This window comes from Tenacibaculum sp. HL-MS23, assembly GCF_032463465.1.
Taxonomy (GTDB): domain Bacteria; phylum Bacteroidota; class Bacteroidia; order Flavobacteriales; family Flavobacteriaceae; genus Polaribacter; species Polaribacter bernardetii.
This window is the reverse complement of sequence record NZ_CP135989.1, coordinates 1,975,813-2,001,313: the sequence shown is the minus strand read 5'-3', so window position 1 is coordinate 2,001,313 and position 25,501 is coordinate 1,975,813. Positions and strand designations below refer to the sequence as shown.

Sequence of the window (25,501 nt, the reverse complement as noted above, 5' to 3'; positions counted from 1 at the left end):
TTTTACACACTGTAATTGCTCACAACAAAAAGTGTTATATCTTTGGCGTGCTTAAAATTTTTATATTCCCCTAAAAAATGAAAAAAAAATTATTTGTATTTATATTTCTAATCAGTAGTTTTATTGCTAAAAGTCAAACAACTAATATTGTAAAATCTTCAGAATTTGAAGGTATTAAAATAAACAATACCACATTAAACGACCTTAAAAAAACTAAAGGAAAACAAGCTGCTGTAGAAAACTTATTAGGTGCAGTAACTTCTTATAATGTTGATGAAAATGAAAACTATTATTATTTTGTTTTTAAAGGACTTAAAGTAGATTTCTCTACTTTAGGAAGAAGTAAACCTTATATAGAATCTTTTGAAATTAATAGCAGTGAATCGTCTTTAAATATAAAAAATATTACGGTTACTGTTGGAGATAATATTAGTAAACTAGGTACTGTTGTTTTTAGTGTCGGACGAAATGGTTCTAAGAGTATTTTATATTCAGTTTGTGAAGATTGTGATAGTTTTGTATATATAGAATTCGATCAAGCAACTAATATTATTACTAAGATTAGTTATATGGATATGGGGTAACTACACCGTTTCCCTTAATAAATTCTGATATTTTTTTCTTAGTATTAATGGTTTCACGCCAAATTTATATAACATAAAAACATATCCATTTATTAAATTTACCTTTAACCACGAATTATTATCGTACTTTCTAGCGCTTACCGTTGCTTTAGATTGAATAACGGTATATTTAATATTCTTATCTCTTATTCTATCTATCATTTCAAAATCTTCCATAATACAGTAATCTTCATTAAATCCATTTAGCTCGTTAAAAGTTGTTTTTAAAAAGAACTGACATTGATCGCCACCGCCAGCAAGTAGACTATCTTTTTTTGTGAAATAACTATTTATATTTAACAAAAAAGACGATCTATCAAAATTATAAGAAAAAAATCCGGCCTTATAATTATTATTAATTGCTTGTGTTATTTCTTCATAAAAATTAGTTGGTAACTGAACATCAGCATGTAAAAAAACAACAATTTCACCCGTTGCTTTAGCTGCACCATAATTCATTTGTGCAGCCCTACCCTTTTTAGGACTGTTATAAAATAATACATTCTCGAATTTTTTGCATATATTAATCGTACAATCTGTAGTTTCGGGCGAATTTGAAATAATGATTTCAATAGGTTTCTGGTAAGCTATTTCACTTAAAAACGACAATCTTTTTAACAAATTTATTTCTTCATTATAAACAGGAATAATAATGCTTATTAGCATAAATACATTAATTTAAAATTATGAAAAACTATTTCTTTAGTATTTTTTTGTTTCTTACTTATGCACTTACAGCTCAGAATAACGTAGACTATATAAAAACATCACAAGACTTGTTAACTCGCATCGTAAATGGTGAATCGTATGAGGAAGAAATTTCTATACTCGAAAAAAGTACGTTAACCAATTTGCTAACTCAACTGCCTAAAGATAAGCATAAAAAAGCTTTTTGGATTAACATATATAACGCTTTTATTCAAATACATTTAAATAAAAACCCTAGTTTATTTGATGATAAAGGATCTTTTTTTAAAACTAAAAGAATTAAAATTGCTGGTGAAATATTATCTTTTGATGATGTAGAGCACGGTATTCTTAGAAAATCGAGATGTAAAATTAGTTTAGGTTATTTAAGAAAACCTTTTAGAGCTAAATGGGAAAGAAAATTAAGGGTTGATGATATTGATTGGAGGATTCACTTTGTATTAAACTGTGGTGCCAAAAGTTGTCCGCCAGTTGCTATTTTTTCTTTAGATAACTTAAATAATGAACTAGATTATATGGTTACCAATTATTTAAAACAACATACTACTTTTAATAAAGAAAATGAAACCGCTAGTTCTTCGGCATTAATTTCTTGGTTTAGAGGTGATTTTGGTGGTAAATCTGGCGCTCGTGAAATTTTAAAAAACTACGGAATAACGCCAACCAAACCAAAAAAACTTAAGTTTAATGATTATGATTGGACGTTGTATTTAAATAATTTTAAAGAACTACCTAAAAATCTTAATTAATTAGATTTTTCGTGCGCTTCTAAATCTTTCGTTAAATCTAACTTTCGCAATGTTGGGTTTATAATACCTGTGGTTACAACCGTAATTAATGTCATTGTTCCACCAAAAACAACAGCAGTTACAGTTCCCATTAATTTTGCCGTTACGCCGCTTTCAAAAGCTCCTAATTCATTTGATGAACCTACGAACATAGAATTTACAGATGCTACTCTACCTCGCATATGATCGGGAGTTTTTAATTGTAAAATTGTTTGACGAATAACCATTGAAACTCCGTCGGTAACACCACTAAAAAATAACGCTACCATTGATATCCAAAAAACGGAAGATAATCCGAATACTATAATACAAACTCCAAAGCCAAAAATAGCCGCTAACAACTTCATTCCGGCATTTTTACTAATAGGTATGTAAGCTGTTATTAACATTGTTAAAAAAGCACCTATTGCCGGTGCAGCACGTAAAGCACCAAACCCTTCTGGCCCTACTTTTAAAATATCTTGTGCATAAATAGGTAATAAAGCAATAGCACCACCAAAAAGTACTGAAATCATATCTAAAGTAATGGCTCCTAAAATAGCCTTGGTTTTAAATACAAAATTGATTCCTTCTTTTAAACTCTTTAATACTGGCTCCCCAATTTTCGGATTCATAATTGGTTTTTTCTTTACAAAAAACACCATCAAAAATGAAAATAGTACCAAGCCAAAAACAATACAAAGTGACCAATGAACTCCTAACCAAGAAATAGTAAACCCTGCAAAGGCAGGACCTAATACTGAAGCCATTTGCCAAGTAGAGCTACTCCAAGTTGCTGCATTGGGATATAATTTTTTAGGCACTATTAAAGCTATCAAAGAAAATATTGTGGGTCCGAAGAACGAACGTAAAAGTCCGCCAAAAAATACCAATCCATAAATTGCATATAATACCGTGTTTGTTTCCCAACCTTTAATAAAACTTGGTAAGGTTAAAAAAAACAAGCCTAAACTTATTAATGAAAAAGCACCTATACAAAGTGCTAATAAATTTCTTTTTTCTTTTTGATCAACAATATGTCCTGCAAATAAAGCCATAGATACTGCCGGAATTACTTCCATCAAACCAATAATACCGAGTGATAACGGATTTTTTGTAATACTGTATACTTGCCATTCTATAATAATAAATTGCATAGACCAAGCAAATACTAAGGCAAAACGCACTAAAAGAAATAAATTAAATTCTTTAATTCTTAAAGAAGCATACGGATCTTTCTTTTCCATTTTATTAATTCAATTTTAAATCCATTAAAAGAGCAAAAGTTTCATTTACATCTTCTTCTTTTACAACAATTGTCATTTCATTTGTTGTAGATATTACTTCTTGTACAGCAATATTTGCCCAAGCAAATTGCTTTAAAATAAAATAATATATTCCCGATTGCTCTAAATTACCCTTTGGAAGTTTAATTGTTATTGAAGCCAAATCGTTTACATTATTTATTAATGTTTCGAGTTTAAAAATTTCTTCAACATAAGGTCTCAAATTTTTACTCGTAACAATATTAGTTTCAAAAATTCCTTGAGAAACTGTTAAAAAGTAATCATTACTATCGGCAGATTTACTTAAAACTTTAGCAATTTCTTTTAATAAAGAAGTAGTGTTTTTAAAGGTAAAGTCACATAAATCAGATCGTACAATTACATCTCCTAAGTTAAGTGCTAATTTTTTAATGTTTTTACGTACTCTAATTTCATTTGCTGGTGAAAGTCTATTAATAGCCATCATAACTGCACCTACTTTTACTTCTTTTTTAAGTAACTTACTTACTTCTGGTAAGATAACTCTAGCTAAAGATGATACATTAATTAACTTTTCATTTAAAGCCTCTTCAATAAAAGGTGTTTTTCTTATTGTAATTTCTACAGCTTCCTGAATTGTTTTCATTTTGTTTAATTTTAAACAAAAATACTTAAAACTAAACTATATGTAAGATAATTTATACTATTAATTAGTACTTTTTTTATGAAAAAGTTTGTGAATCAGATTTTTAAATTAAATTTGTTTCGATTTCATTTTTATTGAATGTAATCTTAGAAGCGATTGGTGGGTTGACTTCTTTTTATTAAGAAGGATTATTTGTGCAAATGCAAACAACTAATCTAATCTATTTGTTAACTTTAAAAACTCATCTTTCGCTTCTTTTTTATCGTATAACACATTATAAACAGCATCGATAATAGGCGTTTTTGCACCATTTTTTTGATTAATTTCATAAGCACTTTTTGCAGCATAATATCCTTCAGCAACCATACTCATTTCCATTTGTGCAGATTTTACAGTATAACCTTTACCAATCATGTTACCAAACATTCTATTTCTACTAAAAACAGAGTATCCTGTAACTAATAAATCACCTAAATAAGCCGAATTATTAATATTACGTTTCATTTTATGCACCTTTTTAATGAAGCGTTTCATTTCACGAATACCGTTACTCATTAACACTGCCTGAAAATTATCTCCATATCCTAATCCGTGAGAAATTCCAGCTGCAATCGCATAAATATTTTTTAACATCGCTGCATATTCTGTACCAATAATATCATCAGATATTTTTGTTTTTATATAACGACCAGCAATATATTTACTTAAATCTTTGGCTTTTTCAGCATCCTGACAAGCTAATGTTAAATATGATAAACGTTCCATCGCTACTTCTTCAGCATGACATGGACCAGTAAGTACACCAATATTTTCCATCGGAATATTAAATTTCTGATGAAAGTGTTCCCCAATAATTAAACCTGTTTCTGGTACAATTCCTTTAATTGCCGAAAAAATGATTTTACCTTCTAATGAAGTTGTTAACTTTTCTAATTCCGTATTTATAAAAGCTGAAGGAATAGCAAAAATAAGCACATCATAATTATCAACAATATAATTCATATCGTCAGACAAATCTAACTGCTTTGGGTGTAACTCTGCAGAACTTAAATAACTAGGATTATGTTTGTTACGTTTTATATGTTCGATAGCATATACACTTCGCATATACCAACCAATGTTTTCAAGATTTTCAGATAACATTTTTACAATGGCAGTAGCCCAACTTCCTCCACCTAAAACCGCTATTTTAGTTTGCTTACTCATATCGTTGTTTGTTTAGTATGCTAAATTAATAAATCTATAGGCTTCTTCTAAAAGTTAAGGGTATTATATTTGAATTTTGAAAAACCAAACATCATGAACGTACAAATAATAAACAAATCGAAACACCAAACTCCTGCATATGAAACCGAAGGTTCTGCCGGAATGGATTTACGTGCTAATTTAAATGAACCTGTAGTTTTAAAACCTTTAGAAAGAGCAATTATAAAAACTGGATTATTTATTGCTTTACCTAATGGTTTTGAAGCACAAGTTCGTCCGCGAAGCGGATTGGCAGCTAAAAAAGGAATTACTGTATTAAATTCTCCTGGAACTGTTGATGCTGATTATCGTGGTGAAATTGGGGTTATTTTAGTAAACCTGTCTAACGAAGATTTTATTGTAAATGATGGTGAGCGTATTGCACAATTAGTAATTGCAAAACACGAACGTGTAAACTGGCAAGAAGTTACTATTTTAAATGAAACGGAACGTGGTGCTGGTGGTTTTGGTAGTACTGGAGTTTAAGTTATTTTTTTATAAAGTTGACTCATTTTACGAACCTCGTCGTACAATAATTCAAAGTCTAAAAAACAATGTGAATGATATTTGTATTCGAGTTTTTTATAAAATTCGAAAGCTTGTGGTTGCGCATCCATAGCATCTAACCAAATAAGATCATATTGTTTTTTAATGACTTGAGTTTCTAACCAATTCAATAATTTTTTACCTATTCCGTTTCCCTGTGTTTTTGGATGTAAATAAATGCGGTGTAATTTTACACTTTTTTGATCAACAAAACCTGCTAATTGTTCATTCCAAACAATTCTGAAATTACCTATTATTTCATTTTTAAATAATACCAAGTAATTCTGAGAATTTATGTTTAAAAGTTCAGTACTTAATTTTTCTTTAGAATATTGCGTATTCACATACCAATCTCCACCATCTTTCCAAAAATGACTATAAGCCGGCGGATAAATTTCTTTCATTAATGTAAAAAGAGCTTCTAAATCAGTATTTAAAATTTCTTTTAGCTGTATGTTTTCAGAGATGTTTATCATTTTTATTATAAAAATACTTACGAGTATACCTTCTTTTTAATTAGTGAAATATTTAGATTTAAACGTATTATAATCTCAAAAAAAAGCTGTTGATTTCTCAACAGCTTTTAATTATATAAACCTTTTAATTTAAAACTTATTCTTGATTTTCAATAGCATCTTTTATTTTACCTTCAAGTTCGTCCATTAATTCAGGATTATCTTTAATTAGGCCTTTAACAGCATCTCTACCCTGGCCTAATTTTGTATCTCCATAGCTAAACCATGAACCACTTTTCTTTATAATTCCGTATTCTACACCAATATCTAAAACCTCACCAACTTTAGAGATTCCTTTACCATACATAATATCAAATTCTGCAATTTGAAATGGTGGTGCTACTTTATTCTTTACTACTTTTACTTTGGTACTGTTACCAATAACTCTATCGCCATCTTTAATTTGTGTTCTACGACGAATATCTAAACGAACAGATGCATAAAATTTTAATGCATTACCACCCGTTGTAGTTTCTGGGTTACCGAACATTACACCAATTTTTTCACGTAACTGGTTAATAAATATAACAGTACATTTTGTTTTACTAATAGTACCTGTTAATTTACGCAATGCTTGCGACATTAAACGGGCATGTAATCCCATTTTAGAATCTCCCATTTCACCTTCAATCTCAGATTTTGGTGTTAATGCTGCAACTGAATCAATTACTACAATATCAATAGCTCCTGAGCGAATTAAATTATCGGCAATTTCTAATGCTTGCTCACCATGATCTGGTTGAGAAATAATTAAATTATCTGTATCTATTCCTAAGCTTTCTGCATAAAAACGATCAAAAGCGTGTTCTGCATCAATAAAAGCTGCAATACCACCTGCTTTTTGCGCTTCTGCAATTGCATGTAATGTTAAGGTTGTTTTACCTGACGATTCTGGTCCGTAAATTTCTATAACTCTTCCACGAGGATATCCACCTACACCTAAAGCTAAATCTAATCCTAAAGATCCTGATGAAATTGCCTCAATATCTTCAACTTGGCTATCTCCTAATTTCATTACAGACCCTTTTCCGTATGTTTTATCTAACTTATCAAGGGTAAGTTGCAATGCTTTTAATTTCGCTTCTTTTTCTTTATCTGCTGCCATAAATCGTTCTAATTATATTAAAAATAAGAGTGGCTAAGTTATGAAAAACTCCCTTTATTTTACCATCTTTTTTAGGCTACATTTTGTAATATTGTTTTTTATTAATTTTTACCCAAATGAGTACAACTATTCTTTTAAAAAATGCAAATTGTAACGTTACTATAAGTAAAGGTGAAGTTATTAGTTTTATTGTTGATAAAGAAGAAATTATGCATTGTAAAGATGCACCTGGTTGGAATGCTACGGACATTGAAATGTTTCCTGTAATTGGACCTACAAAAATTAATAATTATAGTATTGAAACACCAAAAGGTATTGCTAAGCAAGATCAACATGGGTTATTAAGAGAACTTGATTATCATCTTATTTCTTCGGATGCTACTACAGCTATTTTTGAAAAAAATATGTAAAAAATACACTGATAAATAATTCAAAATATCCAAATAAATCTACGCAAGAAAAGTTGTTTTGGCCTTATGATTTTACTTTTAGAAAAATAATTTCAGTATCAAAAAACGCTTTAAAAATAAATTTTGAAATTACTTCAGAAAAAGGAATGCCTTATATGTTAGGGTATCATCCTAGTTTTAAACTAACTGGTTTTGATACTGAAATTATAAAAACGGCAGACAAAGAAATTACTTTAAAAGATATTTTAAATGTAGGATCAGCTGCTTATAAGGTTTTAAATACTGATGAAATCATTTTGATAAAAAATGAATTACCTAACGTAAAAATAACTACCAAAAACTTTAATAATTTTATGTTGTGGACAGAAGTTAACAACATGGTTTGTATAGAACCTATAACTCAATATCCGTTGCTTGAAACTCAAGAATATTCAGAAAAAAATATGAGAATTAGTAATGGTAAAGAGTATTTTTATGTAACTATTAGTACTTTATAAATATGGAACACCGACATTTTATAATTCATAAACCGTATGGTTTTCTTTCGCAGTTTATTAACAATCAAACAAGAAGAAAGAAAAAATTATTAGGAGCGTTAAATTTTAGTTTTCCTGAAGAAACAATGGCAATTGGTCGTTTAGATGTTGCCTCTGAAGGCTTGTTATTTTTAACTACCAATGGTAAAGTAAGTGCACAAGTACGCAGTAAAAAAGTAGAAAAAGAATATTATGTTCAAGTAGATGGTCTTATTACGCAAGAAGCTATAGATAAATTAAAAGAAGGTGTAGAAATTGGTTTTGATGGTAAAAAATATATGACTTTACCCGGAAAAGCTTTTTTAATAGATACTCCTAATTTTGATAATAGATCACAAAAAATTCGTGATGAACGTCATGGACCAACAAGTTGGGTATCAATTATAATAACAGAAGGTAAATTTAGGCAAGTTCGTAAAATGACAGCTGCCGTTGGTTTTCCTACATTACGTTTAGTTAGAGTGCGTATTGGTGATATTTTATTAAATAATATGAAACCTGGTGCTGTAATTGAAGTTACTGAATTGCTATAACTACGCTATTAAGCTCTCACCATTTTAATATGCGGAATTCCGTCTTCTAAATACCCTTCACCTATTTGTTTAAAACCGTGAGATTCGTAAAATTTCTGTAAATAAGTTTGTGCCGAAATCGTAATTATTCTTTCTTCGTAGTTATTAACAATAGCTTGTATTGATGCTTTTATTAAATCGTGTCCATAGCCAAATTTACGTTCGGTATCTTTTACAATTACTCTACCAATACTAGGAGTATCAAAATATTGCTTACTATCAAACAAACGAGTGTACGCTATTATTTTATCATCTTTTAAACCTAAAACATGCAATGCTTTTTGATCTTTAAAATCAATATCTTGATATACACAATCTTGTTCTACCACAAAAACTTCAGAACGTAATTGAAGTATTTCATACAGTTCTGAAGTTGTTAATTCTTTAAAATTTTTTACTTTAAAATCCATTAACAATTATTAGCTATTTTATTAACTCTATCTGCATGACGTCCTCCTTCAAATTCTGTACTTAAAAATAACTTTACAAAACCCAATGCTTGTTGTAATGATATAAAACGAGCCGGAATTGTTAAAATATTAGCATTGTTGTGTTGACGTGTTAATATTACCAATTCATTATTCCAACATAAAGCAGCACGAACACCTTGGTGTTTATTAGCTGTCATTTGAGCACCATTACCACTACCACATAAAATAATACCCATTTCAGCTTGTTCAGTTTCTACAGCTTCTGCTGTTGGATGAATAGCATCAGGATAATCCATACTATTAGTATCATTAGTCCCAAAATTAATAACCTTATGTCCTAATTCTTCTAAAAGAGTAATAATTTCGAATTTATACTCGGTACCTGCATGGTCATTTCCGATGGCAATTGTCATAATTTGTTGATTTTAATTTAGTTGTGTGTTACAAAAATACAGATATTCAGGGTTATCAACAGTAATTAACAATGCTTTTTTAAATATTCTTAATAAGTGATTAGTTTTTAAGTACTTGAGTAATGTTAGTTAATTGTTAAGAAGTAGTGGTAGATTTTAAAAAGTTTATTTGATTTATTACATTTTTTTTACAATACAAGAACTACTATTACATACACAACTTTTTTTATGAGTTTCTAATAAACATTTATCAACATAAAATTAACCTGTTGTTTACAATGTAAATAAAATTAAGTATTCATAATTAACAGTTAATAGTTGTTTATAAGTTTTGTTAATAACTATGTTTTCTAATTGATTTTAAACATTTTATTAAGCTAATAACATGTTTATTTTATTTAATAACTGATACTCACAAAAATTTAATCATTTATTTATGCCACATATTAACACACTATAATAACAATCATTTCTTTTTTTAAATTTTAAAAATTCTTTATATATAATATTATATATGTTAATAACCTTAAATTTAAAAAAATGGAAGTTTTGAAATTCTTTAAAATTAAGGATGTGTTTATTTAAAAGAATAAATTTCTTTTAAAATAATATATAAAACTAGTGATGTTGATAAATAAGAATAAAATAGAAAAAGTACTTATTATACTGTTCTACTCCCTTTTTTAATAAGGTAGATAGTGTCTTTAGCTTTAACTAAATTTGTAGTAGGTTTTTCATTTAAAGTAGTATTAATACTTATTACGGTAACTATAATACCTGTAACAAATATGAATATAAATAAACCTATTATTTTACGTAAGTTTTTCATTATTAGTAACTTCTTATTATAAAGACGTAATAATTTGTGAAATGTTACAATTTTATTAAGATTTTTTTAACTTTTTAAGAAATTATAAATTGTATAGCTTTTGGTAATATAGTTGCAGTTACTTTTCCGGTACCTATTAATTCCCCATCAGCCTGAATAAACATAGGGTTTTTAAGAGAAGACGGAGTTATTAACAATGTATTAGATAAGTGTGTTTCTACCTTCTTATGATTTACAATTAAGCCGTTATATAATTTTTTAATATTTACAATTAAATCTAAAAGAGATAAATTTTTAGCAATGGTTATATCAAATAGCCCATCTGTAATATCCTTATATTTAGTTAATTGCATTCCTCCTGCTGAATATTTACAAATTCCGAATAAAGTCATTAAGCATTTTGTTTCAATTACTTTATTATTAACTTCAATAGTAAAAGAAGTTTTTTTGTAGAATAATAAACCAGCAATACCACTTAAAAGATAGGCTAAAGGACCGAATCTTTTAAGTGTATTCAACTTATTAACAACATAACCATCATAACCAATTCCTGCAACATTATTAAAGAAAGCAGTAGTATTTGTTAGTTCTAAATAGCCAATATCTTGTAAAATTGTTTTTTGTTGGTAAATTAAATCTATGGCTAATTTTATGTTATTTGGTATGCTATAAGTCTTAATCCAATCGTTTCCTGTACCTAAAGGAATCACTGCCACTGTAATATCGGAAGTTTTTACATATCTTTGCGTCATAATTCCGTTTACTACATGATGTAGTGTACCATCTCCACCAACGGAAATTATATTTCTATAACCTTGTTGAATAGCAGTGTGTACCAATTCAATTTCGTGTTTAGAATACGCTGTAAAAGCATAAGAAAAATCGATATTTCTTTCGTTTAACAATTGCTCAATCTCTTTCCAATTTTTAGAAAGTTTTTTATTTCCTGAAAAAGGATTTGCAATAACAAACCAAGAATTTATCATAAATAATAAAATATAATTAAGCCAAAATACAAAATAGATTGGTAACACTTTTTTAATAAACAAAACCTAAATTTATTTGTACTTTGGTAACAATAAAACAAGCAGAAGATTAATGACTAGAAAGAAAAAAATATACAAGAAAAAAGGTAGAGTAATAAAAGACTTGACCAGAAATATATTTAAAATTTTAAACGAAGACAATTCAAAAACATATAACCATAAGCAGATATCTGCTAAAATGGGAATTTCTGATACCGATGGTAAATCGCAAGTACTTAAAAAATTAGCAGAACTTACCGGAAATAAGAAAATTAAAGAAATAGATAGAGGTAAATATAAAATTAATGAAGATCGTAAATACCATATTGGTACGTTAGATTTAACATCTAATGGAAATGGATATTTTATGTCGGATGATTTTGAGAATGATATATTTATTCCATCAATAAATTTAGGAAAAGGATTACATCAAGATACGGTTAAAGCCTATGTTTATCAAAAACGTAGATCTAATAAATACGAAGCTGAAGTAGTAGAAATTATCGAACGTAAAAAAACTGAGTTTGTTGGTGTTTTACAGATGAATAAAAATTTTGGATTTGTAATACCAGATAGCCAAAAAATGTCTGCGGATTTATTTATTGCTCAAAACAAAATAAATGGCGCAAAAGATGGCGATAAAGTGGTTGTGCAAATGATCGATTGGCCAGAAAATTCTAAAAATCCGTTTGGTAAAATAACGCAAGTTTTAGGAAAACCTGGTGAGCATGAAACCGAAATACATTCTATTTTACTAGAATATGGTTTACCATACGAATTTGATGAAGCAGTAGAAAAAGAAGCAGAGAATTTACCAATAGAAATCACGGAGCAAGAAATTGCCAAACGTCGTGATATGCGTAAAGATTTAACCTTTACAATAGATCCGAAGGATGCAAAAGATTTTGATGATGCATTGTCATTTACAAAATTAGAAAATGGGAATTACGAAATAGGAATTCACATTGCCGATGTTTCTCATTATTTACAACCAAAAACTATTTTAGATGATGAAGCATATGATCGCGCAACATCTGTTTATTTAGTAGACAGAGTAGTACCAATGTTACCTGAAATGTTAAGTAACGGAGTTTGTTCTTTACGACCAAATGAAGAGAAATTAACTTTTTCTGCTGTTTTTGAAATCAACGAAAAAACGCAAATTGTAAATCAATGGTTTGGTAGAACTGTTACCTATTCAGATCAACGTTTTGCCTATGAAGAAGCACAATCAATCATAGAAAATTGTACACTTTCTGATACTGTTGAGCCGTATACAATGCCACTTGATATTTCTATTATAGATAAAGAATATGAAGTAACACCAGAAATTGTAGAAGCTACTTTAAAACTAGATCAATTGGCTAAAAAATTGCGTAAAAAGCGTATGAAAGCTGGTGCAATATCTTTTGATAGAGTTGAAGTGAAGTTTGATTTAGATGAAAAGGCAAATCCTGTAGGAGTTTTCTTTAAAGAATCTAAAGATGCTAATAAACTTATTGAAGAGTTTATGTTACTAGCAAACCGAAAAGTAGCTGAATTTATTGGTTTTTCTAAAGGAAAAGAAACAAAAAATACATTTATTTACCGTACACACGATGAACCAAATATTGATAAATTAGCTTCTTTACAGAACATTATTAATAAATTTGGTTATAAAATTGATACAGAAACTAAAGAAAAAACATCGCAATCTTTAAATAAGTTATTAGCTGATGTTCAAGGAAAAGGAGAAGCCAATATGGTAGAAACTTTAGCAATCCGTTCTATGAGTAAAGCAGCTTATACCACTCAAAATATTGGGCATTATGGTTTAGCTTTCGATTATTATTCTCACTTTACTTCACCAATTCGTCGTTATCCAGATGTAATGACACACCGTTTATTACAGCATTATTTAGATGGCGGAAAGTCTCCAAAAGCAGAAGAATATGAAGTAAAATGTAAACATTCTTCACAAATGGAAGAAATGGCTGCAAAAGCAGAGCGATCTAGCATAAAATATATGCAGATTAAATATATGAAAGACCATCAAGACGAAGAATTTGAAGGTGTAATTTCTGGTGTAACCGAATGGGGAATTTACGTAGAAATTTCTGCCAACAAATGTGAAGGAATGGTTAGAATTAGAGATATAAAAGATGATTACTATATTTTTGATGAAAAGCAATATGCTATTGTTGGTCAATCTTCAAAAAATATAATTCAATTAGGAGATAAAGTTGTTGTTAAAGTTAAAAACACCGATTTAGAACGTAAACATTTAGATTTTCATTTAATTTCGCATTAAAAAAAAATATGAAAACTTGGATTATTAGCGAAAACGAAACTGATAATTATTATTTAATAGCTAAAGAGAATTCTATTTGGTTAACAGAACAACCGAAAATAGCTGATTTAAGTGAACTAGTTGATCAAAAAAAACTATCGAATGTTTCAATACATAGATATTCTAATATTAAAGAATTTATATTCAACGATTCAGATTTTACATTAGAAGTTGAATTTATAGATGATGATACTGAAGATTTAGAACTAAAATTTAAAGCATCGCTAGTTTATGAAAATGTGAAATCTTTTTTAATTGAAAATTTAAAAGAAATTGTAGTTAAAAATTATTCACTTATCAAACAATTAAAACCAACATCTATAGCTATTTTAGTAATAAGTTCTTTAACCTTTTTTTTGTATAAAATTGCTATTAGTTTACAGAGCGGAGAGGAAATTAGAGCTACTGGAAGAAAAGGATTTATCAAAAAAATACTTGTTGCTATTGCCGATTTTTTAGGACCAATAGGTACTTTAACAACTGGAGGAATATTATTATCTCTTTTATTGTTTGGTTTTATCAATACTATACGCAAGCCAAAGCAAGGAAAAGTTATTAAAATAAATAAGAATACAGAATTAATATTTTAATTTGTCACAATAAATTTTGATATTCGTCTTTATAGTATTGGTATTATTTTTGATTATACCTTTTAATTAATAAAATTAAAAATGAAAAAATTAGTGTTTATATGTTTGTTTTTGATGCCTATTGTAGCATCTGCTCAAACAACCTTAACAAAACAATTAGGAGAATTCTCTACAGTTAAAGTATACAATGGTATCGATTTAGAATTGGTTAAATCAGACGAAAATAAAATTATTGTTACTGGCGAAAAAACAGATAAAGTAAGCATTAAAAATAAAAACAATACTTTAAAAATAGCTTTAAATTTCCCTGAAACTACAGCAGATGGTAAAGTGAAAATTACGCTTTATTATGCATCGTTATTAGAAACTATTGATGCTAATGAAGGTGCTACTATAACTGGTAAAAAAATTGAACAATCACAAATTGAAATTAAAGCCCAAGAAGGCGCCTTTATCAATATAGTTGTAGATGTTAAGCATCTTATGGTAAAAAGTGTATCAGGTGCTGTTATTAAGCTTTCAGGTACAACAAAGAATCAAACTGTAGAAGCCAATTTAGGAGGAATTTATCACGGGTACAATTTAATTGTAAGTGATTTAAATTATGTACGTGCAGGCTCAGGATCTAAAGTAGAAGTACAAGCTGGTGAAACATTAGATGCTAAAGTTTCTTTTGGTGGTTCTATTTTTTACAAAGGAACTCCAGAAGTTTTTAAAGATAAAAAAGTAATTGGTGGAGTAATTGAACAGAGAAGTTAATTTAGTATCTTTGTAGCATTAAAAATTAGAACAAATGAATTCATTAAATATTTTTTTAGCAATACCAGGTGGTGCTTCTATAGCATTGATTGTTGTAGTTGTATTATTATTATTTGGAGGTCGTAAAATACCTGAATTAATGAGAGGTTTAGGAACAGGTATTAAAGAGTTTAAATCTGCTACTAAAGAAGATGAAGAAGAAAATAAAGTAGAAGAAAAGAAATAATCTATTACTTTTTATAATATAAAAATAAAAGCTCGATTTGTATAAAACAAATCGAGCTTTTATTATCTAATTAAGTTTTTTGGGCTTCGGATTCTTCATTGCTTCACCTATTTGGTTACTTGCTGTAAAACTAGCTACCATATCGTTTAACATTTGACTTCCTGCTTGTGGCGAATTTGGTAATAAAATTAAATTACTGTTTGTTTCCTGTCCAATTGATTGTAATGTATCGTAATGCTGAGTTACGACGATTAAAGCAGATGCCTCTTGGCTATTTATACCTACTTTATTTAGTACTTCTACAGATTCTTCTAAACCACGGGCAATCTCTCTACGTTGATCTGCAATTCCTTGTCCTTGTAAACGTTTACTTTCAGCTTCTGCCTTTGCTCGTTCTACAATTAAAATACGTTGTGCATCCCCTTCATACTGTGCAGCAGTTTTTTCTCTATCGGCAGCATTAATTCTATTCATTGCTTCTTTTACTTGCGCATCCGGATCAATATCGGTAACTAAGGTTTTAATAATATCATAACCATACGTCATCATTGCTTCATTTAATTCAGATTTTACAGCAATAGCAATATCATCTTTCTTTAAAAACACATCATCTAATATCATCTTAGGCACTTCTGCACGAACAACATCAAATACATAAGAGGTAATCTGATCATGCGGGTAATCTAATTTATAAAAAGCATCTTCTACTTTTTCTTTTATAACTTTATATTGAACAGAAACTTTTAGTTTAACAAATACATTATCTAATGTTTTTGTTTCAATAATTACATCTAATTGCTGAATTTTTAAACTTAATTTTCCAGCAATTCTGTCTACTAAAGGAATCTTTAGATGTAAGCCAGACTGACGAATACTGTGAAATTTACCAAAACGCTCAATAATTGCAGCAGTTTGTTGCTTTACCGTAAAAAATGAAGCAAATAATAATATAAGACCAAAAAAGATAATTGGATAATAATAAATAGGCATAGTTTTTTAATTTTTATAGTTAGTTTGTTGTTAAAGATACAATAATATCTACTTTGTTTATTTGACTCTATTTTTATAAAATGTTACAATTTTTGTTTTTAAAGTTATATTTGCTAAAAATCAATTATATGGAACTTATTCAACAAAATGCAACAGAAATTTTAATTCTACTTTTCTTAATAGTTACTTTCTTACAATCGGGTATTGATAAAGTAACAGATTGGAATGGTAATGTAAATTTTATTAAAGATCATTTTAAAAACTCTCCTTTAAAAAATCTAGTACCACTTTTATTAGTTATTATTTTAGTGATGGAGTTAATTGCAGGTGCTTTTATGTTTATCGGAGTATTTAATTTAATAACTACTGGGGATACAGCATTATCTTTATTAGGAGTTCAAATTGCAGCATTATCATTAATCTTTTTACTAATAGGTCAACGCTTAGCGAAAGATTATGCAGGTGCTATGACATTAGCTGTTTACTTTCTGATTACCATTGCTGGTATGTACCTTTTAAACAGCTAGTAATTCTTACAAATTATATGAGCTAAGATTCAGATGGTATCAGTTAAATGTATTTTATCAATCAATATATATTTGTATTGAATTTAAAAATAAACTTATATGAAGATTAAAATAATGTTACTAGTATTAGTGATTACAGCTACTACACAGGCTCAAAATTTTGGAATTAAAGGTGGTTTAAACTTATCTAACCTAACAAATTTTGATAAATCATTTGAAGATGAAGTAGAATCAGAAAGTATTAGAACATCTTTTCATATTGGTATTTATAATGAAATTAAGGTTACAGATCGTTTTAGCATACAACCAGAGGTTGTGTATTCATCACAAGGTGTAAACAATGAAGCTAACGGAATTGATGGTAAAGTTCAGTTAGATTATATTAATATACCAGTGATGCTAAAATTTTATTTAGCAGATTCATTCTATCTAGAAGCTGGTCCACAAATTGGATTTTTAGTAAATGATGAAATAGAAGTTGGTGCTATAAATTTTTCTGATAATGAAGATGTTTTTAATAAAGTAGATTATTCTTTAGATCTAGGTTTAGGTTTTAAAATATCAGAAAATGTTTCTTTAAATGCTAGATATGGTTTTGGACTTAACGGTGTTTTTGATAGCTCAGATAACTACGAAGATAACAATCCTAAAAATAGTGTATTTGCTGCTTCAATAGCATTTGGACTTTAATAAATTTTAATTATTGTATTATATTTTAATATAATTTTTATTGATAAAAAACCTCTTAAAATATTCATTTTAAGAGGTTTTTTTTATTTTGTAATGTAATCGTGTGTTTTTTAGTTTTAAATCTATTAAAATGATGTTAAAAATCGTTTTAGTTCTTTTTTATGATATAAATCAAGGAAGAATATTCACCATTTCCTTTTGCTTTTAAATTTGATCTTAAACCAGTAAGAAAAGCATGAATTGGTCTTGAATTTTTTGATTTGTATTTTTCTGATAAAAGCGAAACATAAAAAGCATCAAACTTCATTGGAAGTATTTTTTCTACGTTCATTTCAATATCAGAAAATAATTTTTTTATAGACGTTTTAGAAAAATGCCACAAGTGTCTTGGTACATCATAAGCTGCCCAAAATTCTTTATAACGGTTTGCATCGTAACTTTTAAAATTTGGAACTGCAATTATTAAAACACCATTTGGTTTTAGTAATTTTTTTAATTGATGCGTATATTCTATTAAATTGGGTACATGTTCTAGAACATGCCAAAGTGTAATTACATCAAATTGTTTTCCTTCATAGTCAGAAATATCATTTTTAAGATTGATGTTTTTTTCTTCAGCAAATTTTCTTGCTTTATCAGAAGGTTCTATTCCATTAACTTGCCAATTATTATTTTTACATACTTTTAAAAAATCACCTGTCCCCGCTCCTACATCCAAAATGGTTTTATCTTTTATATTAAAAGAATTTATCAATTTCAGTTTTTGATTTAAGGTATGGTTTTTTACTAATTGATATACGCGGTCAAAAAGTGTTTTCTTACTATCGGTATGAGATATGTATGAATCGCTCGCATAATAACTTTCTAAATTAACCGGCACAGGTGAAGTAACAAGCATATCATATTCCTTATTATGCATTACTTCATAACTCTCATCAGAAACAGTATAATCTATACAGTTTAATAACGGAGTTAGATTTTTGTAAAGTGCTTTTTCTGTATTCAATTTCTTTTTCTTTTTATGATGTTCCATGTGGAACATGCTATAATGTTATTGCAAAATTACGTAAAAAAGAAAAACGTTCCACATGGAACGTTTTTCTTTTTATTATTAAGTTGATATTGTTATCTACCCATATAAACTAAAAGCACAGAAATATCACTAGGTGAAACTCCACTTATTCTACTTGCTTGAGATATTGAAGTAGGTTGAATACTTACTAATTTTTCTCTTGCTTCAATCGATAATGAATGTACTTTATCATAATCGAAATTTGCAGGTATTACAACTTTCTCTAATCTATTTAGTTTATCAGCATTGTTCTTTTCTTTATCTATATATCCCGAATATTTTAAATGAATTTCTGTCTGTTCTATTACATCAGCATTCATTTCGTTTTCTTTAATATAGTTATGTAATTTTTCAATGCTATTAAAATCATTTAAACTTAATTGAGGACGAGTAGCTATTTTTATTAATTTCATTGTTTGATTAACAACCGATAATCCTTTAGCTTCTAAAATCGGATTTATATCTTCTTTCTTTACACTTAAGTTTGTAATAAAGTGAATCAATTTATCTGTCTTCTCTTTCTTCTCTATTACTCTCTCTAATCTTTCATCAGAAGCTAATCCTAATTTATGACCGATTGGGGTTAATCTTAAATCGGCATTATCTTGTCTTAATAAAGTTCTGTATTCAGCACGAGAAGTAAACATTCTATATGGTTCTTCTGTTCCTTTGGTAATTAAGTCATCAATTAAAACACCAATATAAGCTTCACTCCTTTTTAATATAAAAGGTTCTTTATTCTGCGTTTTTAACGCTGCATTTACACCAGCCATTAAACCTTGTGCAGCTGCTTCTTCATAACCTGTTGTTCCGTTAATTTGACCAGCGAAGAATAAATTCTCGATTAACTTAGTTTCTAAACTATGTTTTAATTGTGTTGGCTGAAAGAAATCATATTCAATTGCATATCCAAAACGTAAGAATTTTACATTTTCAAATCCAGGAATATGACGAATTGCTTCGTCTTGTATATCTTCTGGCATAGAAGTAGAAAATCCGTTTACATAAATTTCAACGGTATTCCATCCTTCTGGTTCAACAAAAACTTGATGACGATCTTTGTCTGCAAAACGATCAATCTTATCTTCTACTGACGGACAATAACGTGGTCCGGTAGATTTAATTCTACCATTAAACATTGGTGAACGATCAAAACCGGCACGTAGAACATCGTGTACTTTTTGATTTGTATGAGTTAAATAACAAGAACGTTGTTCTACAAGTTTTTCGGTAATAGGTAAATAAGAAAACTTTTCTGGGTTTTCATCACCAGGTTGTTCAGTCATCTTTGAAAAATCTAAAGAACGAGCATCAACTCTTGGAGGAGTTCCTGTTTTCATTCTTCCAGATTCAAATCCTTTAGCAACTAAATCTTCTGTTATTCCTGTTGAAGCTCCTTCACCTGCTCTACCACCACCAAATGTTTTTTCACCTATGTGAATCAATCCATTTAAAAAAGTACCTGCTGTAATAATAACAGTCTTAGCTTTTATTTCTAATCCTAAAGCTGTTTTTACACCAACGATTTTATTGTCATCAAAAATTAATCCGTTAACAGAGTCCTGATAAAAATCTAAATTATCAGTTTTCTCTAACATATTTCTCCAGCACTCTGCAAACTGCATTCTGTCTGACTGTGCTCTCGGACTCCACATTGCAGGTCCTTTAGATTTATTAAGCATCTTAAACTGAATAGCAGTCTTGTCGGTTACAATAGCACTGTAACCACCTAATGCATCAATTTCACGAACTATTTGTCCCTTAGCAATACCACCCATTGCCGGATTACAACTCATTTGAGCTATATTCTGAAGGTTCATTGTTATTAATAATGTATGTGCACCCATGTTGGCACTTGCTGCTGCAGCTTCACTACCAGCGTGTCCACCACCTACTACAATTACATCGTATGTTGTATTAAATAAACTCATTTTTTATGCTGTTCCACGTGGAACGATTTTAGTTTTCGTTTAAAATTTTTAAAGAATCGTTTTCTTTAGTACGCATTATTTGTTTCTCTTCATCAGTTTTATCCTTGTATTTCATGTAATGTAAAACACCATGAATAATAACTCGATGCAGTTCGTTTTCAAATAAAACATTAAACTCTTTTGCATTTTCTTTTACTCGTTCGATAGAAATAAAGATGTCTCCTCCTACTAACTTACCTAACGTATAATCAAAACTAATGATGTCTGTTAAGGTGTCGTGTTGTAAAAATTCAACATTCATTTTATGTAAATAAGTGTCATCACAAAATACATAGTTGATTTCTCCTAATTCAAATTCTTCTTTCTCTATACAGTTCTGAATCCACTTAGAAGTTTTATCTTCATTTTCTAATTGAAATTCGGTTTCGTAATTAAATACAATCATTCTTTAATTTATGTTGTAATAAAAATAATTTAAATCTATTACTTGTTGTTTTTAGGAAGGTTAAAATACTCTTGAACCTTCTTTTTATAATCAGGGCGCAAAGGTAATGATTGTCTGTTTAATATCTCTGTTTGGTTATAGAACAACTTCTTAAACTTTAATTCCTTAGCCCTTTTTTTATTATACTCTTGTAAATTGGTATTTGATTTACGTTTTTTATCACGATTTTGTTCGAATGTAGCCTTCTCTAATTTTAGTAATTGATAGTTTAATTGTTGCATGCGGTTAATGCTTTGCTGAGTAAAACCTTTTTCTAGAATATCATTCTCTAACTGTTCCATTTCCTTAAGCGCTTTTTTGGCTTTACCATTACCACTTTTGCCTTGACCAATGGCATCTTCTAATTGCTGTCTTAATTCCGATTGTTGTTTATATATTTCATACAACTCACCATTTAAACCTTCTCCTTGCTCACCGCTCTCACCTTCTTTTTTTCCTTTCTCCCCACCTTTTTTACCGTCTTTTCCATCTTTAGGTTTACCGCCTTCTTTCTTCTGTATACCCTCTTGCATCTTCTTCATTAAATCACTTTGCTTTTTAATAATGTCTGGCAAGCTAAAAGATTTCCCTTTTCCTTTCCCTTTTCCGCTACCAGGTTTTGGGTTTTGCATAGCATCTAGCGTATTGCTTAACATATCTGCTAAAGTGTTTGCAGATGTCATTATATAACGCTGATTTGTTATTCCGTTTTGAAATTTATTATCGGCAAAATTCTCTAAAGATTCACTTAAATTGTAATGTGCTAACGAAAGTAGATCTTGTACTTTAGATGATATTTTAGGGTTTTTCATTGATAAAACAAATAAGCTATCGTCTATATGTTCAAAATAACTCTTAAGTAAATATTGCTTTTGTAGGTTTTTACCAAAGTTTGGATGTGAAGAATTGGTTGATGAAAACACATTCATTAATGCTTCTTGATCAAAAGAAAATGTAATTAAGTTTTCTAAAACCTGGCGCAAACCTTCCATGTTTTCTTCCTCCATATCAGCATTCATTTCTTGCATGGAGTCTTGCATCTTCTGACTCATCTCTTGCATTTTTTTCGCTGCTTTTTTTTGATTTTCTTTTGATTCAGATTGCTTTTTGTTTGCTATATTTTCTTCTGCTTTGTTAAGTTCTTTTTGAGTTTCATCAGATAACTTTTCCATAGAAGGCATTTCCATCGGAGATTTTAATTTTTTATTATCTTTTTTTAACTCATTAAGTTCTTCTTTTGCTTTCTTAAATTCTTTATTTATTGCCTTTTGTTCGTCGTTTGTTGCCTCTTTTTTTGATAATTCATCTTGTTTTTTTGACAACTCATTTAAATCATCCGCTACTTTTTGCATTTTCTGCTCAACATAAAAACGCTTAGTCATTTCTAATATACGTTCTAAACTTCTTTCTTGTTGTTTGTTTTGTTCAGCTAGTTCTTTTGTCTTTTTTATTAAATCTTCCCTGTTAAGCTTTTCAGCTAATTTTTTTAGTTCATCTAATATTTTCTGTTGCTTATCTAGCTTTTTAAGTTCTTCTATTCGTTGCTTTAATGCTTCTTTTTTCTCTTGCAAGCTTTCGTTTTTTTCTTTCTTCTCAGTAAAATTGTTTTGCAAATTTTCGGTTTGACGTTGCATCATTTGCTTATACTGATCTTGTCTTTTAATTAAATTCTTAATTTTTTTCTGATCATTCCAATTAACATTTTTCTTGTTTTGTAGCTCAAATTGAATTTTCTCCAATTCTTTTTTACTTCGTTCTTGTTTATGTAATGAGTTTTCTAAGTTATCAATATAGTTACGTTGTTCTTGTAAAAGCTCCTGCTCTATCTCATTGGTTGTTTTCTGTCGATAAGAAAATTTCTGACTCTTTGTTTTTTTATTTCCGTTTACCGCATCGTTATCAAATACCTGAAAATATAGTTCATAATCAACTCCTTTTTTAAGATCTAAATCCCCAGGAAACTCAAAGAAAAAAGTTTGAATATTATTCTTATTTATAGCAATCTTTTTTGAATCTAAAGCAGCACCAGTATTTTTATCGTAGTAAACTAACTCTAATTTATTAAAACCATAATCATCCGAAATCTGTCCAACAAACTGTGCATTTCCTCTTGCAATACTATCTATATTAGAATTTACATTTATTAAAGGATGTTCATCCGTAATAACGTCTATAGAAAATTGTAGCTGTTCGTAATCTTTTAAACTATTGTTAGAAGTGGTAATTTGATAATTAATAGTTTTTTTAACCTGCTTTTTAAATTGAAACTCATCAGTTTTAGTATTGATAAAATTGTAACGTTTTTCATTTAATACTAAGTTAACATTATCTGTTTCAGTTGTTTTAACTTGCCATTCTACAATTGTTCCTTGTGGAACATTTAGGTTTCCTGTATTATTTATAGTCTCGTTTTTCTTTTTAGTATAACTAGGATACTTTAAATTCAATGAAATATTTTGAATAGAAGGTGTTTTTATAACAGCTAAATTAAAGGCTATAGATTCTATACCGTTTGCACTAGCGTAAAAATTAATAGGTTCTTGTACTTCAATAAATGTATATGAAAACAAACCATTGCCTTCATTTTTTAAAAAATATTGTTGTTTATTAAAATGAATTTTTGCACTTTCGGGAATAATTTCTCCCGTTGTTTGCATATAAATTGTAATATCTTTTCCTTTAATAACGGTTAAATCGGTGGTTGTTAAATTAAAATAAAACGGTGCAGGAGCTTTATAAGCAACCGTATGATTTACTACACGATTAAAACTATCGGATAGCTTTTGTGTTGTTCCTGTTACAAATGATAATAACCAAATAAAAACCGGAATCACAGCGTATTTTAAGTATTTAATATTGCTGTTAAAATTAACTGCTTTGTTAAATGAGATTGGCTGAATCTCATTCGATTTTTGTTCTATACTAGCTAATAATAAATCAGATTGATTACTATTTTGCTTTAATTGTAATATGTTTAAAAGCTTATCCTTTACCTCTGGAAAATGATTTCCAATAATTTTAGAAGACTCTTCAAAAGAAATTCCTCGTTGTAAGCCTATAATTTTAAAAACAGGAAAGCATATAAAACGGAAAAATAAAAACAATTCAACAACCAAAAACAACCAAAATAATAAAGTTCGGGCAGTAGGTTTAAGCCATAAAAAATATTCTATAAATAAGGTAAAAAACAAGTATAAAACACCTAATGAAATAAATAAAATAACACCTTTTATCAATTCATTTGTGTAGTATTTTTTACTAAACAGTTGTAACTTTTTTTCTATTTTGCTAAAATTCTCCATATCAGTCTATAAAAATACTATATTTAAAAGTAAGTTTAAGTTAAAGGTTTCTGTAAGATTTATTTATTTTTAACTACTAAACAGTTAAAATTTCATTTTAAACTTTACTAATAACTATTTATCGGATGAAAAAACTAACTACTTTACTACTATTATTTATTTCTATTAACCTTTTTTCTCAAAGTCCGTGGACTAAAAAGAAGAACGAAACCTATGTACAATTATCATATACATCTATTTCTAATTATGATAAACTATTTGGAAGTCCAGAAATAAATTTAAGTCAAAAAATTTCAGATAACACACTACAATTATATACCGAATACGGTATATCAGACAAAACAACTTTAGTTTTAAATTTTCCGTTTAAACTAACATCATCAAATGCAACATCAGCACCAAGTAATAATTCATTAGGTAACGTTCAATTCGGAATAAAACATAACTTTAGTAATAAAAAATGGTTGTTAACAGGGCAATTAAATGTTGAGGCCAATACAGGTAATTATGATGCGGTAACAGGTTTACGAACAGGTTATGATGCTTGGAGTTTTACACCATTATTTATTGCTGGTAGAGGTTTTAATAATTGGTACGTACAAGCTTTTACAGGTTTTGATATTCGCACAAACGATTATAGTAGCAATTATAAATTAGGTGGTGAGATTGGTTACAAAACATTAAACTGGCTTTGGATTGCTGGTTTTTTAGATGGTGTAGCATCTTTAGATAATGGAGATATTGTATTACCATCAGAAAATTTAAACACAGGTTTGTATGTTAATAACCAAAGTTATGCAGCCTTCGGATTAAAATTAATAGGAGAAGTTAATGCTAATTTTGGAGCAAACGTTGCTTTTGGTGGAGCTTTTGCAGGTAGAAATGTTGCACAAGCACCAGCAATTAGTTTTGGTTTATATCACAGGTTTTAAACTATCATATACTATATTCAATTACAAAGAGAA

At 28.8% G+C, this 25,501-nt stretch carries 28 protein-coding genes; 13 read left to right on the top strand and 15 right to left on the bottom strand.

All coding sequences use genetic code 11. From position 1 onward, the window contains the following. The first annotated feature begins 77 nt into the window (after positions 1–77). The gene (locus RRF68_RS09315; RefSeq protein WP_315944176.1) at positions 78–584 is read left to right on the top strand and encodes a hypothetical protein; all 507 of its coding nucleotides are present in this window, start codon (positions 78–80) and stop codon (positions 582–584) included. On the opposite strand, the gene RRF68_RS09310 is transcribed toward RRF68_RS09315, so the two are convergent. Beyond that, entirely contained in the window at positions 585–1,289 is a 705-nt protein-coding gene (locus RRF68_RS09310; RefSeq protein WP_315944175.1) for a TIGR04283 family arsenosugar biosynthesis glycosyltransferase, read from the bottom strand. Between the two features lie 20 nt (positions 1,290–1,309). Between RRF68_RS09310 and RRF68_RS09305 the strand changes: the two genes are divergently transcribed. Next, positions 1,310–2,080 carry a DUF547 domain-containing protein gene (locus tag RRF68_RS09305; protein ID WP_315944174.1) on the top strand — a complete coding sequence of 257 codons (771 nt, stop codon included), beginning with the start codon at positions 1,310–1,312 and terminating at the stop codon, positions 2,078–2,080. Here RRF68_RS09305 and RRF68_RS09300 read toward each other — a convergent pair. The 3 genes from RRF68_RS09300 to RRF68_RS09290 form a co-directional block, all read right to left on the bottom strand. Next, on the bottom strand, positions 2,077–3,345 hold the full coding sequence (locus tag RRF68_RS09300) for an MFS transporter (RefSeq protein ID WP_275315913.1): 1,269 nt from the start codon (positions 3,343–3,345) through the stop codon (positions 2,077–2,079). The two genes, RRF68_RS09305 and RRF68_RS09300, sit on opposite strands and share 4 nt — an antisense overlap. A gap of 4 nt (positions 3,346–3,349) precedes the next feature. After that, on the bottom strand, positions 3,350–4,009 hold the full coding sequence (locus RRF68_RS09295) for a hypothetical protein (protein ID WP_218771852.1): 660 nt from the start codon (positions 4,007–4,009) through the stop codon (positions 3,350–3,352). 210 nt (positions 4,010–4,219) lie between these two features. After that, entirely contained in the window at positions 4,220–5,215 is a 996-nt protein-coding gene (locus RRF68_RS09290) for an NAD(P)H-dependent glycerol-3-phosphate dehydrogenase (RefSeq protein WP_315944173.1), read from the bottom strand. Between the two features lie 93 nt (positions 5,216–5,308). Between RRF68_RS09290 and dut the strand changes: the two genes are divergently transcribed. Beyond that, positions 5,309–5,740, top strand: coding sequence for a dUTP diphosphatase (gene dut, locus RRF68_RS09285; protein ID WP_315944172.1), 432 nt, complete (start codon positions 5,309–5,311; stop codon positions 5,738–5,740). On the opposite strand, the gene RRF68_RS09280 is transcribed toward dut, so the two are convergent. Both RRF68_RS09280 and recA read right to left on the bottom strand, forming a co-directional pair. Then, positions 5,737–6,276: a GNAT family N-acetyltransferase gene (locus RRF68_RS09280; RefSeq protein WP_315944171.1), complete on the bottom strand. Its 540-nt coding sequence runs from the start codon at positions 6,274–6,276 to the stop codon at positions 5,737–5,739. The two genes, dut and RRF68_RS09280, sit on opposite strands and share 4 nt — an antisense overlap. A gap of 136 nt (positions 6,277–6,412) precedes the next feature. Further along, entirely contained in the window at positions 6,413–7,420 is a 1,008-nt protein-coding gene (gene recA, locus RRF68_RS09275) for a recombinase RecA (protein WP_218771846.1), read from the bottom strand. A 116-nt stretch (positions 7,421–7,536) separates the two neighbouring features. On the opposite strand from recA, the gene RRF68_RS09270 reads away from it, so the two are divergent. Genes RRF68_RS09270 through RRF68_RS09260 form a run of 3 tightly spaced genes read left to right on the top strand, consistent with a single transcriptional unit; the run spans position 7,537 to position 8,899 of the window. Further along, positions 7,537–7,830 (top strand): hypothetical protein, encoded by a 294-nt coding sequence (locus RRF68_RS09270; RefSeq protein WP_315944170.1) that lies wholly within the window; start codon positions 7,537–7,539, stop codon positions 7,828–7,830. 53 nt (positions 7,831–7,883) lie between these two features. Then, positions 7,884–8,327: a hypothetical protein gene (locus RRF68_RS09265; RefSeq protein ID WP_315944169.1), complete on the top strand. Its 444-nt coding sequence runs from the start codon at positions 7,884–7,886 to the stop codon at positions 8,325–8,327. 2 nt (positions 8,328–8,329) lie between these two features. Further along, the gene (locus RRF68_RS09260) at positions 8,330–8,899 is read left to right on the top strand and encodes a pseudouridine synthase (RefSeq protein WP_218771844.1); all 570 of its coding nucleotides are present in this window, start codon (positions 8,330–8,332) and stop codon (positions 8,897–8,899) included. Positions 8,900–8,907: 8 nt separating this feature from the next. Here the strand turns inward: RRF68_RS09260 and RRF68_RS09255 are convergent, their stop codons facing one another. The 4 genes from RRF68_RS09255 to RRF68_RS09240 form a co-directional block, all read right to left on the bottom strand. Next, positions 8,908–9,348, bottom strand: a complete 441-nt coding sequence (locus tag RRF68_RS09255; protein WP_218771843.1) for a GNAT family N-acetyltransferase — start codon at positions 9,346–9,348, stop codon at positions 8,908–8,910. Beyond that, entirely contained in the window at positions 9,348–9,782 is a 435-nt protein-coding gene (gene rpiB, locus RRF68_RS09250; RefSeq protein ID WP_275315141.1) for a ribose 5-phosphate isomerase B, read from the bottom strand. Before rpiB ends, RRF68_RS09255 begins: the two co-directional genes overlap by 1 nt. A 661-nt stretch (positions 9,783–10,443) precedes the next feature. After that, the gene (locus tag RRF68_RS09245) at positions 10,444–10,611 is read right to left on the bottom strand and encodes a hypothetical protein (protein WP_218771841.1); all 168 of its coding nucleotides are present in this window, start codon (positions 10,609–10,611) and stop codon (positions 10,444–10,446) included. A 74-nt stretch (positions 10,612–10,685) separates the two neighbouring features. Next, complete coding sequence (locus RRF68_RS09240; RefSeq protein WP_218771840.1) at positions 10,686–11,597, bottom strand: diacylglycerol/lipid kinase family protein; 912 nt, start codon at positions 11,595–11,597, stop codon at positions 10,686–10,688. Positions 11,598–11,709: 112 nt separating this feature from the next. Between RRF68_RS09240 and rnr the strand changes: the two genes are divergently transcribed. From rnr to tatA, 4 genes are all read left to right on the top strand, one after another. Beyond that, complete coding sequence (gene rnr, locus RRF68_RS09235; protein WP_315944168.1) at positions 11,710–13,926, top strand: ribonuclease R; 2,217 nt, start codon at positions 11,710–11,712, stop codon at positions 13,924–13,926. 8 nt (positions 13,927–13,934) lie between these two features. Beyond that, positions 13,935–14,555, top strand: a complete 621-nt coding sequence (locus tag RRF68_RS09230) for a hypothetical protein (protein ID WP_315944167.1) — start codon at positions 13,935–13,937, stop codon at positions 14,553–14,555. An 81-nt stretch (positions 14,556–14,636) separates the two neighbouring features. After that, entirely contained in the window at positions 14,637–15,314 is a 678-nt protein-coding gene (locus RRF68_RS09225) for a head GIN domain-containing protein (protein WP_218771838.1), read from the top strand. A gap of 34 nt (positions 15,315–15,348) precedes the next feature. Then, on the top strand, positions 15,349–15,540 hold the full coding sequence (gene tatA, locus RRF68_RS09220; protein WP_275315136.1) for a twin-arginine translocase TatA/TatE family subunit: 192 nt from the start codon (positions 15,349–15,351) through the stop codon (positions 15,538–15,540). A gap of 66 nt (positions 15,541–15,606) precedes the next feature. Here tatA and RRF68_RS09215 read toward each other — a convergent pair whose 3' ends face one another. Further along, the gene (locus RRF68_RS09215) at positions 15,607–16,530 is read right to left on the bottom strand and encodes an SPFH domain-containing protein (RefSeq protein ID WP_275315135.1); all 924 of its coding nucleotides are present in this window, start codon (positions 16,528–16,530) and stop codon (positions 15,607–15,609) included. A gap of 128 nt (positions 16,531–16,658) precedes the next feature. Between RRF68_RS09215 and RRF68_RS09210 the strand changes: the two genes are divergently transcribed. Beyond that, the gene (locus tag RRF68_RS09210; protein ID WP_275315134.1) at positions 16,659–17,057 is read left to right on the top strand and encodes a DoxX family protein; all 399 of its coding nucleotides are present in this window, start codon (positions 16,659–16,661) and stop codon (positions 17,055–17,057) included. Between the two features lie 99 nt (positions 17,058–17,156). After that, positions 17,157–17,747: a porin family protein gene (locus RRF68_RS09205; protein WP_275315133.1), complete on the top strand. Its 591-nt coding sequence runs from the start codon at positions 17,157–17,159 to the stop codon at positions 17,745–17,747. Positions 17,748–17,895: 148 nt separating this feature from the next. On the opposite strand, the gene RRF68_RS09200 is transcribed toward RRF68_RS09205, so the two are convergent. The 4 genes from RRF68_RS09200 to RRF68_RS09185 form a co-directional block, all read right to left on the bottom strand. After that, the gene (locus tag RRF68_RS09200; RefSeq protein ID WP_315944166.1) at positions 17,896–18,780 is read right to left on the bottom strand and encodes a class I SAM-dependent methyltransferase; all 885 of its coding nucleotides are present in this window, start codon (positions 18,778–18,780) and stop codon (positions 17,896–17,898) included. A gap of 92 nt (positions 18,781–18,872) precedes the next feature. Beyond that, positions 18,873–20,750 carry a tRNA uridine-5-carboxymethylaminomethyl(34) synthesis enzyme MnmG gene (gene mnmG, locus RRF68_RS09195; RefSeq protein WP_315944165.1) on the bottom strand — a complete coding sequence of 626 codons (1,878 nt, stop codon included), beginning with the start codon at positions 20,748–20,750 and terminating at the stop codon, positions 18,873–18,875. Positions 20,751–20,778: 28 nt separating this feature from the next. Further along, a complete protein-coding gene (gene ybeY, locus RRF68_RS09190; RefSeq protein WP_315944164.1) occupies positions 20,779–21,195 on the bottom strand; it encodes an rRNA maturation RNase YbeY in 417 nt (138 codons plus the stop codon). 38 nt (positions 21,196–21,233) lie between these two features. Then, entirely contained in the window at positions 21,234–24,536 is a 3,303-nt protein-coding gene (locus tag RRF68_RS09185) for a DUF4175 family protein (RefSeq protein ID WP_315944163.1), read from the bottom strand. A 125-nt stretch (positions 24,537–24,661) separates the two neighbouring features. Between RRF68_RS09185 and RRF68_RS09180 the strand changes: the two genes are divergently transcribed. Further along, entirely contained in the window at positions 24,662–25,468 is an 807-nt protein-coding gene (locus RRF68_RS09180; protein ID WP_315944162.1) for a hypothetical protein, read from the top strand. Positions 25,469–25,501 lie beyond the last annotated feature (33 nt).